General features: G+C 59.5%; 15 protein-coding genes. 8 read left to right on the forward strand and 7 right to left on the reverse strand.

Features of this window, described 5'->3' with window-relative positions:
• Window positions 1-2,731: alpha-2-macroglobulin family protein (locus B2P82_RS12220; RefSeq protein WP_290497215.1), on the reverse strand; the 2,731-nt coding region annotated here is incomplete at its 3' end.
• A gap of 171 nt (window positions 2,732-2,902) precedes the next feature.
• Here B2P82_RS12220 and B2P82_RS12225 point away from each other — a divergent pair.
• From B2P82_RS12225 to B2P82_RS12235, 3 genes are all read left to right on the forward strand, one after another.
• Entirely contained in the window at window positions 2,903-3,265 is a 363-nt protein-coding gene (locus B2P82_RS12225) for a YbaN family protein (protein WP_290497217.1), read from the forward strand.
• A 140-nt stretch (window positions 3,266-3,405) separates the two neighbouring features.
• Window positions 3,406-3,996: a fatty acid desaturase CarF family protein gene (locus B2P82_RS12230; RefSeq protein ID WP_290497218.1), complete on the forward strand. Its 591-nt coding sequence runs from the start codon at window positions 3,406-3,408 to the stop codon at window positions 3,994-3,996.
• Between the two features lie 106 nt (window positions 3,997-4,102).
• Window positions 4,103-4,876 (forward strand): SDR family NAD(P)-dependent oxidoreductase, encoded by a 774-nt coding sequence (locus tag B2P82_RS12235; protein WP_206991335.1) that lies wholly within the window; start codon window positions 4,103-4,105, stop codon window positions 4,874-4,876.
• 3 nt (window positions 4,877-4,879) lie between these two features.
• Here the strand turns inward: B2P82_RS12235 and bioB are convergent, their stop codons facing one another.
• Window positions 4,880-5,881 (reverse strand): biotin synthase BioB, encoded by a 1,002-nt coding sequence (gene bioB, locus B2P82_RS12240; RefSeq protein ID WP_290497220.1) that lies wholly within the window; start codon window positions 5,879-5,881, stop codon window positions 4,880-4,882.
• A 140-nt stretch (window positions 5,882-6,021) separates the two neighbouring features.
• Between bioB and B2P82_RS12245 the strand changes: the two genes are divergently transcribed.
• From B2P82_RS12245 to B2P82_RS12255, 3 genes are all read left to right on the forward strand, one after another.
• Window positions 6,022-6,765 carry a TVP38/TMEM64 family protein gene (locus tag B2P82_RS12245; protein WP_206991336.1) on the forward strand — a complete coding sequence of 248 codons (744 nt, stop codon included), beginning with the start codon at window positions 6,022-6,024 and terminating at the stop codon, window positions 6,763-6,765.
• Between the two features lie 153 nt (window positions 6,766-6,918).
• Window positions 6,919-8,460 (forward strand): 2-isopropylmalate synthase, encoded by a 1,542-nt coding sequence (locus tag B2P82_RS12250; RefSeq protein ID WP_034810507.1) that lies wholly within the window; start codon window positions 6,919-6,921, stop codon window positions 8,458-8,460.
• Between the two features lie 33 nt (window positions 8,461-8,493).
• A complete protein-coding gene (locus B2P82_RS12255) occupies window positions 8,494-9,387 on the forward strand; it encodes an EamA family transporter (RefSeq protein WP_290497222.1) in 894 nt (297 codons plus the stop codon).
• Here B2P82_RS12255 and B2P82_RS12260 read toward each other — a convergent pair whose 3' ends face one another.
• Both B2P82_RS12260 and B2P82_RS12265 read right to left on the reverse strand, forming a co-directional pair.
• Window positions 9,388-11,493, reverse strand: a complete 2,106-nt coding sequence (locus tag B2P82_RS12260) for a hypothetical protein (protein WP_290497223.1) — start codon at window positions 11,491-11,493, stop codon at window positions 9,388-9,390.
• A gap of 77 nt (window positions 11,494-11,570) precedes the next feature.
• Window positions 11,571-11,714, reverse strand: coding sequence for a hypothetical protein (locus B2P82_RS12265; protein WP_156947764.1), 144 nt, complete (start codon window positions 11,712-11,714; stop codon window positions 11,571-11,573).
• A gap of 187 nt (window positions 11,715-11,901) precedes the next feature.
• On the opposite strand from B2P82_RS12265, the gene B2P82_RS12270 reads away from it, so the two are divergent.
• On the forward strand, window positions 11,902-12,282 hold the full coding sequence (locus B2P82_RS12270) for an Hpt domain-containing protein (RefSeq protein WP_290497224.1): 381 nt from the start codon (window positions 11,902-11,904) through the stop codon (window positions 12,280-12,282).
• Here B2P82_RS12270 and B2P82_RS12275 read toward each other — a convergent pair.
• Both B2P82_RS12275 and B2P82_RS12280 read right to left on the reverse strand, forming a co-directional pair.
• On the reverse strand, window positions 12,243-12,587 hold the full coding sequence (locus B2P82_RS12275) for a chorismate mutase (protein ID WP_290497225.1): 345 nt from the start codon (window positions 12,585-12,587) through the stop codon (window positions 12,243-12,245). The genes B2P82_RS12270 and B2P82_RS12275 overlap by 40 nt on opposite strands.
• A gap of 151 nt (window positions 12,588-12,738) precedes the next feature.
• Complete coding sequence (locus B2P82_RS12280) at window positions 12,739-13,926, reverse strand: mechanosensitive ion channel (RefSeq protein WP_034810502.1); 1,188 nt, start codon at window positions 13,924-13,926, stop codon at window positions 12,739-12,741.
• Between the two features lie 520 nt (window positions 13,927-14,446).
• Between B2P82_RS12280 and B2P82_RS12285 the strand changes: the two genes are divergently transcribed.
• Window positions 14,447-15,148: a class I SAM-dependent methyltransferase gene (locus tag B2P82_RS12285; RefSeq protein ID WP_290497227.1), complete on the forward strand. Its 702-nt coding sequence runs from the start codon at window positions 14,447-14,449 to the stop codon at window positions 15,146-15,148.
• Here the strand turns inward: B2P82_RS12285 and odhB are convergent.
• Window positions 15,145-16,665: a 2-oxoglutarate dehydrogenase complex dihydrolipoyllysine-residue succinyltransferase gene (odhB, locus tag B2P82_RS12290; RefSeq protein ID WP_290497229.1), complete on the reverse strand. Its 1,521-nt coding sequence runs from the start codon at window positions 16,663-16,665 to the stop codon at window positions 15,145-15,147. The two genes, B2P82_RS12285 and odhB, sit on opposite strands and share 4 nt — an antisense overlap.
• Window positions 16,666-16,671 lie beyond the last annotated feature (6 nt).

The raw sequence follows: 16,671 nt of genomic DNA on the forward strand, positions 1-16,671 counted from the left end.
GGCGCAAGATGCCTTCATCGACAGCGGCCAGTGTCAGGAAGACCGGCTCACGTGGGCCGCCATCAAACTCGACCTCAATCACCTGCTCCCCAACAGGTCGGGCAATATCGGGCGCATTGAGCGTCAACTCGAACGTCCGCGAACCCATATCGACGGGCACATGTGTCACACCAACCGCACGGCGCGGCTTTGCCCGCAGAATCGGATCGCGCTCGGTATAGACCGAGACCATCACATAGGCGCCCTCTCCCCATTCATCGGTTACCGGCAGGGTCACATTGGTGCCCTGTGCACTAACGGACAAATTCTGGACCGACAGAATGCGATCGGTAGCCACAACGATCTGCGCCTGGCCCTCATAAGGCGGCACAATGGTGATATCGGCGCTCTGACCTGCAGAGGGGGCTTTCTCAGGTCCGATGATGCGGACACGGTCTGGCGCTTCGGCACCATCCTCTGAGACACCTCCGCCCCAGCCGACATAGAAATCGTCACTGGACGCGGCGGACGCATTCGCGTCGCTGCCTTCGACAACCAGTTCATGGCTGCCCCAATCCAGACCGGAAACGCGGATCTCGGTGCTGCCGCCTTCCGGCGTCGTCACGATGCCTTCATTGACCTTGGTCACCGTGCGAGACCGGCGCCAACGCCATTGATCACCGTCCCGGTACCAGTCGTAATGGTAGTCGATGGCAAGCAGTTTCCAGTTGAGCCGCTGCGCGATCGCCTGGCCCCTCTCATTCATGGCCACGACTTCGTAGGCCGCATCTTGGCCTTCTTCGACCGAATACTCGAAACCGGGTTTCAGACCGACATAAAGGCGTTCCGGACGATACGGGATGCGCACGCTTTCTGTGACCGCGCGTCCGCCGGGTTCAAGTACGCTAACCACAGCATTGATGCGCAGTGGCCGCCCAGCATTGCTGCCGGCATTTCCCGGCGCGAGCGTGACCGTCGCGATCCCGGCTCCGTCCGTAGTCGTATTATCCATTTCAAGGATGCGTTCACGAAAACTCTCATCATGCTTGCCGAACTTGAATCCCTTGTATTGCGGGAATGGGGTCGGCGCCGCTTCAATGCGGGCTTCGGATTTCACCGTCAGGCCAGCACCTGGTGCGCCATAAAGGAAACGCGAGGCAACTTCGACGCCGCGGCTCTCACCCAACAAGACGGGCGTGTCCTTGTCAGTGTCGAGGTCAACGGCAATGCGCTGTGGCACAAAATCCTCGACTGCGAAGTTGACTGATCCGGATGCGCCCGACACACCGTCCACTTCCACCGTCGCACGCCACTGGCCACGAGATGCACCCTTGGTAAGTTCATAGCCCTCAACAACTGCAGACGCTTCAGGATCATCGAAACGTATCTTCCCGGCCACCAGCCCATTCGGACGATAGATGACGATATTGCCGGCACGGTCTTCAATAGCCTTGCCGGTATGATCACGCAGCAGCGCGGTCAATTGTACCGTTTCGCCGGGGCGGTAGATGCCACGCTCTGTATACATGAAGGCATCGATGTCCCCGGAGATCCGGCGGCCACCTACGGCATATTCTGAGAGGTCCACCGGCGCGCGGGTCAGGTCCAGCACAGCGAGTTCGCCCTTGGCGCTGTAGGCCATGATCAATTTGGGCTCCATATTGCCCTGGCCATTCGTGATCGGCGCATCAAAGGCCACCCGGCCAACTTCATTTGTGCGGCCTTCGGCAAGAATGTCATTGTTGCGCGCGACCAGCTGCACGGTTGTATCGGGCACTGGGCGACCGTCCTGCAGTGAGCGCAGTGTGACATCGAGCCCATTGCCACCTTCATAGGCGGTGATGGCCAGATCGGTCATCATGATCCACCGGCTGGAAGAGGCTGGCGGCTGCTCGGCGCTATCCAGGTCTGCGGCGTCCTTGACCGAAACATAATACGCGCCCGGCTCCAGCGGGCCGACGACGTCCTGCAAGGGGAAGACCGACACTACGGGCGCATTCTGCTCGCTGGCCACGTCCATCCGTCCCTTGAAGAGAATTTCCTGAACATCCTCAGGATTGTCTTCACCCCATGTATAGGCATAGCGGCCCTGGGCATTGGTTTGGCCTTCAGTAATGGACTTGAAGGCCAGCGCGCGATCATTGACGCGCGACACGGTTACTTCAACTTCGTCGACATTCACCGTTTCAATCGGAAGGCCATCTGCATCTTCGCGCGGTAGGATCACGCCTGCTCCCTTGAAGCCGACATAAGGTGGCCGGTCGGCGAAATCGATCGGAACAACTTCCTCATTCTTCAATGTGCGGCCATCAGCCGAAGGCAGGCCGGAAAGCAGTGTTGCAGACCGTTCCGACCCAAAAGTCAGACCGCCAACACACAGCTCGCGTCCCTCAACACTGAGGGCAGGTCGGAAAGCGGGACGGAATTCGAGATACGGCGAGTAATCCGCTTCCGGATCAAGCGGCGCAGAAAAGACGAAACACGCCAGCGGCTGTTCGGTGGCGGTATCGATACGGTAGCGGAAATAGGAGAAATCCTGCTCAACCTCGTCAATCGCGGCCTGACGACGGCGTTCGCGCTGGCGAGCAGCCACATTGTCAGCGGCGGAGCGCGTGACAATCGTGCCTTCATCACTGGCAGTATCAGATTGTCGGTCTTCCTTGTTGCCTCCACACGCCGCGAGCACGGCGATCATCATGGCTGTGACCAGTGTCCGACCAATTCCCCGCGTGCCCGATATGAAGTGCGACATGGAAACCCTCTCCTTTGAGCTTTCTTACAACTCTTACACATCTTCGCCACGGCGCGAACAGGGCGTGAATGGGTCAAATCAAAGAAATTCTTGCAAATTTCAGCCGCATTCAGCTGAGGTGGCCTGCTTTGGGGGGTTGCCAGCCACCCCACAGCGCGGAATGGGTTTCTCATGTGGATCTGGCGAGCAGTCGGAGTTGTGGCATTCGCGCTCGGCGCGATAGGCCTTGCCTTACCGGTGTGGCCCACCACCATTTTCTGGATTGTCGCCGCTTTGGCCTTTGCCAAATCCAATCCCAGCTGGGCGGATTGGATCTATCGTCAGCCGGGCGTCGGCCCGGCAATCAAGACCTTCCTCGAAACGGGCGCCATGGCGCGTGAAGCGAAAATCGCCGCTGTTTGCAGTATGGGCCTGGCCGCATTGATTGTCACCGCGTTTGCTTATCATAAGCCGTGGGTACTGGGCTCAGGCTTCGGCCTCATCGCCGTCGGTGCTGTCTATGTGATCACGCGCAAACCCCTGCGCGACGAATAGATCCCTCTCCTGCTGCTCTCAGACCCGCACAGGAATCGAGTGATTGATCTCTCACTTGCCACAATTTCGCCCTCTTTTGCGAGCAAATGATCACATACTAACCTCACAAGAGTGTTCGACAGCAAGAAGGAGATGACCCCATGCCGGTCACGATTGTCGCGACTGCCCTTAAATCCGCCGCGTCCGTTTTCGGAGGCTTGTTTCTGGCCGATTTCATTTCAGGCCTCATCCACTGGTTTGAAGACCGGTACGGAAATCCGAAATGGCCTGTGCTGGGCCATACGATCCGCGCCAATCAGGAACACCATTTCAAACCGCGTGCATTTCTGGCTGGCTCATTCCTGTCGCGCAACAAGGAAGTCTTCGTGTTTGGCGCCTTGTTCCTCGCCGGCTTCTGGGCCACGGGCACGCTGAACCTGTTCACCGGTTCGGCTGTCCTGTTCGGCGTCTTCGCCAATGAGTTCCATCGCGCTGCCCATCGCAGCCCGAAGGAGAATGGCCGTTTGATCAACGCCCTGCAGAAAACCGGCTTCGCCCAGTCCTTCCAGCATCACGCCGCCCATCACCGCATGGGCAAGGACACCCATTATTGCGTCATTACCAACTACACCAATCCGGTCCTGGAACGCGCCCGGTTCTTCCCGGCCCTGGAACGCCTTGTCAAAATCGCTACCGGCCGGTCCCCACGTCTCGATGAAAGCGTCAATGAACGCTATCGCAAGGCGGCCTGATCCTGAGATACGCACCTCATCCTTCCCCGCCTTCCCTGAGGGCGGGGATTTCTTTTGTCGACGCGGCGTCTAGTCTGCTGGGCATAACCAAAAGGGAGAAACGCACATGGATCTGGGCCTAAAGGGAAAAACCATCTTCGTTGCAGGCGCCAGCCGGGGCATTGGCCTTGGCATCGTAGAGGCCTGCCTCGCAGAAGGCGCGAAAGTCGCCCTCGCCGCTCGTGGGGAAGAGAAGCTGGAACAGGAACGTGCGCGGCTCGCCGCCCAGTATGGCGAGGAGAATGTCTGGGCCCGCGCCGGAGACTTGCGCGATTCCCGCACGGTCGAGACGATGATAGACACGATCGAGAACGAACTCGGCGAGCTTTGGGGCGCGGTCGCCAATGTCGGCCTGCACCCTTGCCCGCCCGGATTTGAAGTCGACGATGCCACCTGGGATGCCGGCATTTCGCAAAACCTCGATTCCGCCTTCTTCCTAGCCCGGTCGGCCTTGCGACGCATGGACCCGCGTGGTGAAGGCGCCATCCTGATGATCTCTTCGATTGCAGGCCTTACCGGCCTCGGCACGCCGCTGACCTATGGCACGTCAAAAGCCGCGATGAACCATCTGACCAAGGAACTCGCCCGGGTATCCGGCCGCAACAATGTGCGCATCAACGCCATCGCCCCTGGAAACATCATCTTCCCGGATGGAGAATGGGAAGAACGCATCAATGGTGAGCGTGGAGACGCCTGGAACCGCTGGATCAAGCGCGAAGTCCCGCTCCAGCGCTTCGGCAAGCCTGAAGAGATCGGCTCAGCGGCAGCCTTCCTGCTCAGCCCGGTGGCCAGCTTCATCACCGGTGCCATCGTGCCTGTCGACGGTGGGCAGACCCGATAGGGATCAGCTGCCGATCAGCGTGGTCCGCCGTGCCGGGGCTTCCATTTCTGCCCGGCCGGCGGCCTCCAGGCCCATCTGACCCATCATCGCATCATCCTCGTCGATTTCCGGATTGTCAGTTGTCAGAAGGCGGTCGCCGACAAAAATCGAGTTCGCACCCGCCAGCAGGCAGAGTGCCTGCCCCTCTTCCGTCATGCCTTCGCGGCCCGCGGACAGACGTACCCAGCTTTGTGGGAACACGACCCGGCAGACGGCAATGGCCCGCGCCATCTCGATGACCGAAATGGCCGGACTGTGGCCGAGCGGCGTACCTTCAATCGGCACCAGCATGTTCACCGGAACGCTTTCCGGGTGCGGCGTCAGTTTGGATAATTCATGGATCAGGCCAATCCGGTCCTCTCGGCTTTCACCCATTCCCAGAATGCCGCCACAACAGAGCTTCAGGCCAGCCGTTCGCGCACGCCCCAGCGTTTCAAGCCGATCATCATAGGTGCGAGTGGAGACGACCTTGCCGTAATATTCCGGTGAAGTGTCCAGGTTGTGATTGTAGTAATCGAGCCCGGCCGATTTCAGCGCTTCGGCTTGGCCGTCATCCAGCATGCCCAGCGTGACGCAGGTTTCCAGGCCTTCGGCCTTCACGGCTTCGATCATGGCGGCAACTTTGGGGACATCGCGATCCTTCAGGCTGCGCCAGGCCGCGCCCATGCAGAACCGGTCCGCGCCATTTTCCTTGGCTCTGCGCGCGGCGGTGACCACCTCATCCAGCGGCATCAATTTCGAGGCATCGAGCCCGGTGTCGAAATGGGCTGACTGGCTGCAATAGCCGCAATCCTCAGCACAGCCGCCCGTCTTGATCGATAGCAGTTGAGACTTCTGAACTTTCCCATCCGGCCAGTTGGCCTGCTTCACCGTCAATGCGTGCGCCATCAGCGTGTCCAACGGCAAGGCGTAGAGATTCGCGATATCGTCTCGGGTCCAGTCATGGCGAGGGGAGAGGTCTGTCATGCGCGGAATCCTTTTAAGCGACACTAGAGTTCGGCGGAGTTCGTATCCGGGGGGACCAACGGGATCAACCACTGCTGAAATTAACTTTGCGGCAGGCGGCGGATTGACGTAAATCGGCTCGAGCTTGAAAGCCCCCTGTCATGGATACTCGGCCCGCCCCGAAGAAAGTCCTGGATGCCAATGCCCGTCGCGGCGCCATCATTGGCGGTATCGCGCTGGCTGTAATCATCTTGCTGTTCGCAATCGGCAAGACGACCAATCTGCTGGATATCGCCACCTTGCAGGCCCTCATGCAGGATATCGCCTCCAGCCCGTGGGCCCTGCCAGCTTTGATCCTGCTATTTGTGGTCGGCGCCTTTCTCGGCATTCCCCAATTTGCATTGCTGGCCATCGCGATTGCCATGTTTGGCCCCTGGCTCGGCGCGATGTTTGGTTGGATCGCAAACATGGTGGCAGGCGCCGCCACCTTCTATGCTGGGCGCCTTGCAGGCGAAAAAGCGTTTCGCCGGTATGCGGGTGAAACCGCCAACAAGCTATCCACGTTCGTTGGTCGCAATGCCATGATGACGAGCGCGATCGTACGCAATGTGCCTGCGGGCCCTGCCCTGCTGGTCAATATGGCTTTCGGCGTGAGTCATGCGAAATTTCTCCATTACTGGGCCGGCATGGGGGTGGGGATCATTCCCAAGATCGCCCTGATCGCCTTCGCCGGTCAAAGCCTGTTTGCTGCCTTCACGGGGAATCCACTGGTTGCTATTGCAGCGGCCGCTGCCGCCGTCGGCGTTTATATTGCCATCGCCGCCTATGCCCGTGCCCGAATGCGCAAAACCGGGCAATCTGTTGCCCTGATCCCGCAAAACGAGGTTGACACCGCCGCCCCATAGGCCGATGTAACACCCCATGTGGAATAAAATGCCTCTTCAGCTACTGCTTACCGGCCCCTGGCCGGTGATGTCTGCCTAGGTCAGCCAGGGCAGCCGCGCGGTCAGGGGTGATCACCAGCCTTGTTTCCCATTCCCAGACCCGGTAGCTCCAAAATGTCCACGTCATCCAATCCTCATATCCGTATTTTCGACACGACCCTGCGCGACGGTGAGCAATCACCCGGCGCGTCCATGACCCATAATGAAAAGCTCGAACTCGCCGAGTTGATGGAGACGATGGGCGTTGATGTGATCGAAGCCGGTTTTCCTGCCGCCTCCGAAGGCGACTTTGCCGCCGTCAGCGCTATTGCCGAACAGTCGAAGTCAGCCATCATCTGCGGCCTTGCCCGCTCGACGCCGAACGATATCGAGCGCTGCGCCGAAGCCGTGAAGAAATCGGCCCGCCCACGCATTCACACCTTCATCTCGACCAGCCCGGTCCATATGAAGCACAAGCTGAAAATGGGGCCGAATGCCGTGCTCGAAGCGGTAGGCCGCTCGGTCGCCCAGGCCCGCAACCATACTGACGATGTTGAATGGAGCGCCGAAGACGCCACGCGCACCGATTTCGACTTCCTGTGCAAATGTATCGACGTGGCCATTGCCAGCGGCGCAACCACAATCAACCTGCCTGACACGGTCGGATACTCACATCCGGATGAGTATGGCGCCCTGTTCCGCCGTGTGATCGAGACAATCCCGAACTCTGACAAGGTCATCTGGTCGGCCCACTGTCACAATGACCTTGGCTTGGCTGTCGCGAACTCCATCAATGCCGTCGCCAATGGCGCGCGTCAGGTGGAATGCGCCATCAACGGTCTCGGCGAACGTGCCGGCAATGCCGCGCTGGAAGAGATTGTCATGGCCATGAAAGTGCGCAGCGATACGCTGCCCTTCGAGACTGACATCAAGCCCGCCTATCTTTCCCGTGCCTCTGCCATGGTCAGCCGCATCACCGGCTTCCCGGTCCAGTACAACAAGGCAATCGTGGGCAAGAACGCCTTCGCGCATGAAAGCGGCATCCATCAGGACGGCATGCTGAAGAATGCCGAGACCTATGAAATCATGCGGCCCGAAGATGTCGGCGTTGCCAAGACATCACTGGTCATGGGCAAGCATTCCGGTCGTCACGCCTTCCGCGACAAGCTGGAAGCGCTCGGATACACGATGGAAGGCGATCCATTGAATGATGCGTTCAAGCGCTTCAAGGCCCTTGCCGACCGCAAGAAGCACGTCTTCGATGATGACATTATCGCACTGGTCGATGACCAGTTGGCTGCAGAAGGCGAACGGATCGCGTTCAAGCGGTTGCGTGTGGTTGCAGGAACAGACGCCCCTCAAACGGCCGAGATTGATCTCGTTGTGGACGGCGAAGAGAAATTCGCCATCGCCCGCGGTAATGGCCCCGTGGATGCGGTGTTCAACGCCATTCGCGAGATCGTGCCGCATGAAGGCAAGCTGGAGCTTTATCAGGTCCACGCCGTCACTGGCGGCACCGATGCCCAGGCGACCGTGTCTGTTCGTCTCAACAGCGACGGCATCATGTCGACCGGTCGTTCCTCGGATCCGGACACGCTTGTCGCGAGTGCAAAAGCCTACCTCCACGCCGTGAATAAGTTGGAAGCGCGCAAAGCGAAGCGGTCGCAGGCCGCCTAGTAAGCCCCGTCTCCTCTCAAAGAGTATTGCTGCATGGATCTCTGGATTCCCATGACGCTGGCGGCTGCATTCTGCCAGAATGGTCGCTCAGCGCTTCAGAAACAGCTGAAGCAGACGCTGAACACATGGGGCGCGACGGCCTCACGTTTCGTCTATGCAGCGCCGCTGGCAGTCGGCCTGCTGGCGGTGTTGACCATCGGGCGGGGCACGCCCCTGCCCGCGCCGCCCGCTGCCTTCTTTGCTTATGCGATTGTAGGCGGAATCAGTCAGGTGCTCGCGACCGGACTGCTGATCCATCTGTTCTCCAGGGCCAATTTCGCGGCTGCCACGGCCTTTACCAAGACCGAACCTGTTCAGGCTGCGCTCGTCGGCATTATCCTGCTCGGCGATACGCTCACCTTGCCCGCCCTTCTGGCGATCATTGCCAGCATTTTGGGGATCATCCTGATCTCGCTTTCCAAAGCTGACGGGCACAAATGGACGCCGGACGGTTCGCTCTGGATCGGGCTGTTGTCGGGAGCCTGTTTCGCCGTATCGTCCGTGTCGCTTCGCGGCGCATCCTTGTCGCTTGGCGAGGTCGGCCTGCTGCTCAGCACCACAACCACGCTCGCCTTCGTCACGATAATCCAGTCGGTCATGTTGCTCGGCTGGCTCGGACTGCGCGAGCCCGGCCAGGTCGCCAAGCTGTTCGGGGCATGGCGACAAGCCGGATGGGTTGGCCTGATCGGCTTCCTCGGATCAATGGCATGGGTCATGGCGTTCACGCTCAAGGACGCTGCCAGCGTAAAGGCTGTCGGTCAGGTCGAAATCCTGTTTACCCTGATTGCATCACATGTGGTCTTTCGCGAGCGCATCACGGCGCGCGAACTGGCAGGTATCCTGCTCGTGGCTTCGGGTGTGATTGGGATTGTATTGCTTGGCGGCTGATCAGAGTGCCGCATCAAGCAGCAGATAAGCGGCAAGCCGGGCGCTGGCATTGCGGCCAGTCTTCTGCGTTTGCTCCAGCGCGTGCAACGCGTCGTCAGCTTCCATATCGAGGAAGTCCCGCGCCAGATCCATCAGGTCGCGGTCATTGCGCAGGCGTTGTGTGACGCGCTCCACCTGGCGACCCGCCTGGGACAGGATTGCAGACTTGCGCTCCTTGTCGCCGCGCCGGGCGGCTTCGGCAATCTTGCGTTTGGCTTTCGGGCGGATTGCCTCGGGCAGGACGATACCGGACGTCTGCAGCCGGTCGATCAGTTCGTCGGCGACATCTTCACGGTCGCGCAGGGGTTTGTCCTCGCGGCTCATATCCGAAATGATGTCGCGCCAGCCCATTTCCGCACCCGATGACGGCGAGGACGGCCGCACAGGTACGAGCGGCATCGGCTCGTCTACTGGCTCGGGCTCCAGAATATCAGATTCGTCAGGGACCAAGTCTGTTGCGCGCCGGCGCGGCGTTTCATCGAATGGGCTTTCGGTAACGGCGGGTGTGTCATCATGGCGGCGGCGGAGGGGCTGCGTCACCGGTTCAGGTGTCTTCTCTTCGAGGGCGCGGCTCAGATCCCAGGTGTCGTCCTGCGCCGATGTGTCCGGCTTGTCCGTCAGCGCAGCGCTGGCCAAGGCGTCGGCCGCCGCATCGAACAGTTCGTCATCCATGCTGGCACGTGGCGCAGGCTTGGGTTTTGGCGCGACGGGGGTCTCAGGCATTTCTGGCGTGCGGCCGTTGCGGTCCTCAAGATGGAAACCATTCGTATGCCCATTGCCATTGCGGACAGGCATTGGCTCGAACGCTTCGTCATCATGTAGACCGTCATCGTCGTGGAGCTCGTCGGACTGGTGTGCGGAAGCGGGAATGATGCTGGGTTTTGGCTCCGGCTCAGGCGCGCGCTCAGGCACGACCGGTTTCGCAAGATCATCCCTCGCCAATGCCAGAGACGCAGCTTCACGTGTCTTGTGGTCCATCCGGACCGTGTCGACCTTGGCGGCATACTCCGCCGAGCGGATCGCTGCGGCAGCTTCCTCACCGGCTTCGCGCAGCCGGGCCAATGCGCGCGCCGCGTTTTCGGCGGCCTCGCGCGTAGAAGTATTGATTTCGTTGTTCGCCCGGCGAGCACCATCCAGGGCTGAAGATACGGCGTCTTTCAAGGCGTCGCCGGTTGTCATTGCGGCAGCTGCAGCGATCTCCCCTGCCCGCACAGCAGCGTCTACCGTGCGGCGGGACTGGTCGAGCTTTTCCTCGACGCGTGTGACCGCAAAGGTAAGCGTTTCGGTGCGCGTAGCAGCATCACCTGCGAGCGCATCCAGCTCGATCAGTTTCTCAGACAATGTGCGACCCGCCACCTGCATGGCTTCCAGACGGCGCGTCAGCGCTTCATCGGCGCGGGAAACCTCTTCGCTGGCTTCACGCGTGGCACTCACCATCATCTGGGCCTGTCGCGGGATGGCTTCGTTCAGAGATTGCATATGCGTGCGCAGGTCTCGAGCGAGTCCTTCCAGAGCCTGTCTTTCCTGGCCAAGCCGTTCGGTCAGGTCGCGGGCATTGTCCGCGCTGGCATAAGCCACCGATTCCAACCGCAGGCGCTCGTCTCCGATCTCTCCCGCCATGGCCTTCATCGCTGACAGCGCATGCGCCATGGCGCGATCCACTTCAGCTGCGGCCTGTTTCATCTGTTCGGCAAAAGTGATGCCCTCGGTGCCAGCTTCACGCGCCGGAGCCATCAGGCGAACGGCGGCTTCCATCACCAGCGCATTCGAGGCAGAAGAGCGACGATTGGTGCGCCCCATATAGCCCGCCATGATCATCAGCAGCGCCGGGACGACCAATGCCATGGCTCCGCCGACCAAGACCAATGGTTGTAATTCCTTCAGGCCATCAACACCCCAAAGGCCAACTGCCATCGCAGCCGCGCCGAATATCCAGAATATTGCAACGACAAAACCGGTCACAACCATCCAGCTGCCACCACTGCGGGCGAGCTCGAAGTTTTCAGACGCCTCTTGCCTGACAAGCAGATCGCGGCCAGACGGGCGAGCGGCAGACGGCTCGGTCATAGCCGGAGTATACCGCGACAATTCGACCGGCGCGAGACCAGAATGTGTGCATTTCTAGGTTTGGAAGGCCGAATGCGTTAACGGGCCAGCAGGGCCGTAACCACAGAGTCCTGACGGGCTGCTTCGGAATTGTCATCCTGCTCCGGCGCAAATTCCAGTCCCAGCCACGCCAAAGCAGCTGCCAAAACCAGATTACGAACCAACACGACGAAATCCAACATCGTAATTCCCCAGAGCCAAATACGAATTGTGCCACGTCAAAACTCGGCACAGATGAATAATAATTCAAGTTTGCCTTTTCGACAATCGATAAATTCAGCCCGATCAAAGATTCTCTGAAAAGCTAAAATCATTAACGATTGGGCAGCAGCCTCGTGTCACGGTCAAATTCTGTGGGAGACGCCTGACATGACCGAGACCTTTGCCTTACTCGATCGCGAGCACCTCAAAGCAATGACCGGAGGCGACAATGATCTCGCCGTGGAAGTCATCGAAATTTTCCGGCATCAGGCCGAAATCTGGTCACGTATGCTGGATCCGCACGCCGAGGCGAGCCAATGGGCTGACGCCGCCCACACGCTCAAGGGCGCCAGCCTTGGTATTGGTGCCATCCTATTGGCGTCGAAATGTGAAAAAGCCGAAAAAGCCGGCCGGTCAGAGACCCCGCCCAGCGTCACGGCCGCTGCAGTCATGATCAGCGATATCAAGGATGCGCTGGGGGACACGCTCGAAGAGGTCGCCCAGGTGCTTTACGAGTTTACGTTGTCGCCGCCACGCCGCGCGTCATAGCTGCCGAACTCATACGCAATGCAACGGTCAATCAAGGTCCGCCAGACCGGCTCGGCGATGGCCGGCGACAAGCCCGCGCCTTCGCAAGCAGCCTTAACCTTTGTCACGACATCTTCGATCCGCGCGCTGTCATGGACTTTCGACCGGTCCGGCTTGATACGCGCCGCAGCATCCATGAAGGATTGGCGCTCTGCCAGGATTTCGACGAGCAGACGATCAATCCGGTCGATCTCATAACGAACATCGGACATGGTTTCAGCCGTCTCGGATGAGTGACGTCGCTGATCGGAAGTGTAGGTGGTCATGCGGAATATGCCCTGTTGCCGAGAGGTTTGCGCATATATGACCCCAATCGCCACCGCAACAAAGCAGCTGCGACGAAGCGCCTCCAGACCACATGGACATGAAAAAGGGCCGCCCTTTCGAGCGGCCCCTGTTTTATGGGTTGAGCGCTGTCTAGCGTGTGCTGCGCCAGGATTCGAGGATCCGGGCGGCCCATTCGCGGCCACCCCAGCCAAAGGCGATGGCAAAGGCTGCGGCACCGCCGATGACAATCCATTTGGCCACTTCCAGAATGAACACGCCACCCGTAGGGTCGAGGCCCATGCGGGAGATGCCGAGGATCACGGCAAGCACGATGATGATCCATTTCATAACGCGTGCAGTGACATCCGTTGCCCCTGCCCCAGTGGAATCCATGGCCGAGCTCACAAGCTTGGCAATGAACACGCCCGCGAAGATGATCAGCGCGCCAAAGATGATCTGGACGCCCATATCGAGCACAACATTCATCGCATAGGTCAGCGACTCAATTCCCAGCGCGTTCAGCGCAGCCACCAGACCAAGCAGCACGATCAGGAACATCGCAACCCGGGCAATTACCGTGCTGGCAGTCAGCCCGCCATCTGCGCCCTTGAGCAGGCCAAGTTCGGAAACAGCCGAATCCACGCCTGTACCTGGCAGCGTCTTCAGCACCAGATTGGCAACAAATCGGCCGATCAGCACGAAGATTGCGAGGATCACGCCAGCGGCCAGTACATTCGGGATAATGCCGATAATGTCGGTCAGCAGCTCATTTGCCGGGGCGGAGATCGCCTCGATGGCCAGCACATCAAACGCCATGATAGCGCCGATGATCACCAGAACGGCGAATGCCACGGATGCCACAATGCCGGAGATGTTTACGCGTCCGGTCGCCAAGCCGAAGCGTTCCGGCATGCCGTCACCGAATACAAGTACGGCTTTCAGCGTCTCACGCACGACATTGGCAATAATGATGAAAATGCCGAAGATCAGTGCCGCGCCGATGACATTTGGCAGATAGGACAGGATCGGATCGATCACGCCATGTAGCGCGCTCGAAATCTGCGTTGCGCCTGCGATCGCGAGCGCTTGCATCAAACCTATCAGGATCGTGACCCAGAATGCCGCTTGCGCAAGGCTGGTGCCAAGCGATTTGCTGTCACTGGTGGCCGTTGATGCGTTGGCTTTCTTGGCCAGACCTGTCCGGTCGATGGCTGCCGCAATCAGCCAGCGCACGATGAAAGCGCCGATGATGAAGGCAATCATGACCAAGGCGGCCTTGATCAGCTGTGGACCATAGGCCTGCGCCTGATCGACCGTATTTCGCCAGAATTCGTCCATTGAAGTTAGTCCCCTTTAGTTGTGTTGCGCCAGTTGAGGCTCAATCAAATACGCATTGGGGGAGCCCCTGGTTGCGCGTGCCAACAAATTTCGCTTGGAAAATGCCAGCCCAGCACATGCCCACCGCCTCCGTTTGTGTGCGCTCACCCACACTAGGGATTGAAGTCGATTTCGACCACGGAGCGCACCAAAGCGTACCGCTTTTGCTACCTCGGATCAAATGAACGTGAAATAACAAGGCATTGGGGAACCATTCAATCAGCCCCCCTTATGTACATAACCTGTGTTGTGACGCGTAATAAATACAGCACATCGCGGAGGGTGGGGAGACGCCCCCCTGGCAGGCCGCGATAAGGGGACGACGCGAATGGGCAGGTGCAGAAACGCACCTGCCCTTTTTCGTGAACCCGCACGTCAATTTCGCAAAAAACCCCGCAAAGGCATTCTCGACCGTTTTTCCGGTTGCGGTCACATGGGTCAAACGTTAATGTTATAAAATAACATGTATGGAGAGCTTCCCATGTCGCAAGACAAGTTCGCTTTGTCTGAAGCCTTCGGCCCGGATCATGCCTCAGCATATGACAACCAGTTCGAAGAATTGCAGGCCATCAAGGGGCTGCTGCATCTGATACTGGAAACCGGTTTGGGAAAACTGCCGGACAATGCACGCATTCTTGTCGCCGGGGCCGGAACCGGGGCTGAAGTCCGCTACCTCGCCACACGATTTCCCAAATGGCAGTTTGCGCTCATTGATCCTTCCAGCGCCATGTTGGATGTCGCTCGCCGGCATGCGGAGGCTGAAGGCTTCGCGGCGCGCTGCACGTTTCACAATGCTTATGTCTCGGAGGTCGAAGCATTCGACTTTGATGGCGCAACCAGTCTGCTCGTCTCGCACTTCCTGACCCAGGCAGACTCGCGGACCGCTTACTTCCGTTCCATCGCGGATCGCTTGCGCCCCGGCGCACCGCTCTTCAATGCCGACTTGTGCGCCAACATGAACGCGCCCCACTTCCCGATGTTGATGGAGCTTTGGCTGAACCTGTTGTCCCGTACGGGCATGACCCCGGAGGGTCGGGCTCACTACCAGCAGATGTTCGGCTCACAGTTTGCGTGCCACGGACCGGCAAAGGTTGAACACATGATGGAGAGTGCCGGATTTGCCCTGCCAGCACAGTGCATGCAGGCAGGACTTATCCGAGGCTGGCTGACCGCGAAGGCCTAGACTTCGAGCAGCATCCGCTCTGGGTCTTCCAGAGCTTCCTTGACGCGGACGAGGAAGGTCACGGCCTCCTTGCCATCCACGATCCGGTGGTCATAGGACAGCGCCAGATACATCATGGGGCGAATCTTGACTTCGCCATTGATGGCCACAGGGCGCTGTTCGATCCGGTGCATGCCAAGCACGCCGGACTGTGGGGGGTTCAGGATCGGGGTCGACATCAGCGAGCCATAGATCCCGCCATTGGAGATGGTGAACGTACCGCCCTGCATGTCGCCAATCGTCAGCGAGCCATCGCGGGCGCGTTTGCCAAGGTCTGCAATAGACTTCTCAATGCCAGCCAGAGACAGGTCATCTGAGTCGCGCACAACTGGTACAACAAGGCCCTTGTCGGTGCCGACCGCGACGCCGATGTCATAATAGTTCTTGTAGATAATGTCCGTGCCATCGATCTCGGCGTTCACCGCAGGCACTTCCTTCAGCGCGTTGACGCACGCCTTCACGAAGAAGCTCATGAAGCCCAGCTTGATGCCGTGCTTGGCAACGAAAGCTTCCTGATGCTTTTTCCGGAGGTCCATGATCGCGCCCATGTCGACATCATTGAATGTCGTCAGCATGGCCGCATTGTCCTGAGCCTCTTTCAGGCGGCGAGCGATCGTCTGGCGCAGGCGCGTCATGCGGACGCGTTCTTCCCGCGGACCAATGTCGCGCGGTGCCTTCGCTTCTGCCGGAGCCGAAGCAGCCTTCGGCGTGCTGTTCACATAATTCATCGCGTCAGCCTTTGTCGCGCGGCCATCACGGCCTGAGCCTGGAATATCAGCGGGGTTCACGCCGGCTTCTGATGAAATGCGGCGCACGGATGGAGAGACAGGGCGCTCGCCCGTTGCGGCAGGAGCCGATGTGGTGGCTGCAGGTTTCGACGCCGCCGGCGCAGCGGCCGCGGCCGACCCGCCCGCGCTGATGCGCGCAATAACAGATCCGGGCGTAACCGAGTCCCCCTCACCAACCAGCAGTTCGGCGACAATGCCGTCAGCGGGTGAAGGTACTTCCAGTGCAACCTTGTCGGTTTCGATCTCGGCGATTGTCTCGTCTTTCTTGACCGCATCGCCTGGTGCTTTGAGGAATGTAGACAGCGTGCCTTCGGCGACGCTTTCGCCCATGGTCGGCACTTCGACATCCATCAGTTCGCCCTTGTCGGCCTTGCCCGGAACGCCGCCCGGATCCTTCGGACCGCCATGTGCCGGCAGTGCCGCCGCAGCCGTTTCGGACTTCGCCGATGCGCCGGACCCACCACCAAGCTTGCCCAACAGCGCGCCGATTTCGACCGTCTCGCCTTCATTGGCGAGAATCTCGGACAAGACGCCGTCTTCGGTGGCGGAAACCTCGACAGACACTTTGTCTGTTTCGAGTTCGACAAGCACTTCATCTTTCTTCACAGCGTCGCCTTTGGCTTTCAGCCATTGGCCAACTGTGGCTTCGGTGATGCTCTCGCCGAGAGTAGGCACTGTGATATCGGTCATGAAATC

It is taken from the genome of Hyphomonas sp. UBA4494, from assembly GCF_002388935.1.
Lineage (GTDB): Bacteria > Pseudomonadota > Alphaproteobacteria > Caulobacterales > Hyphomonadaceae > Hyphomonas.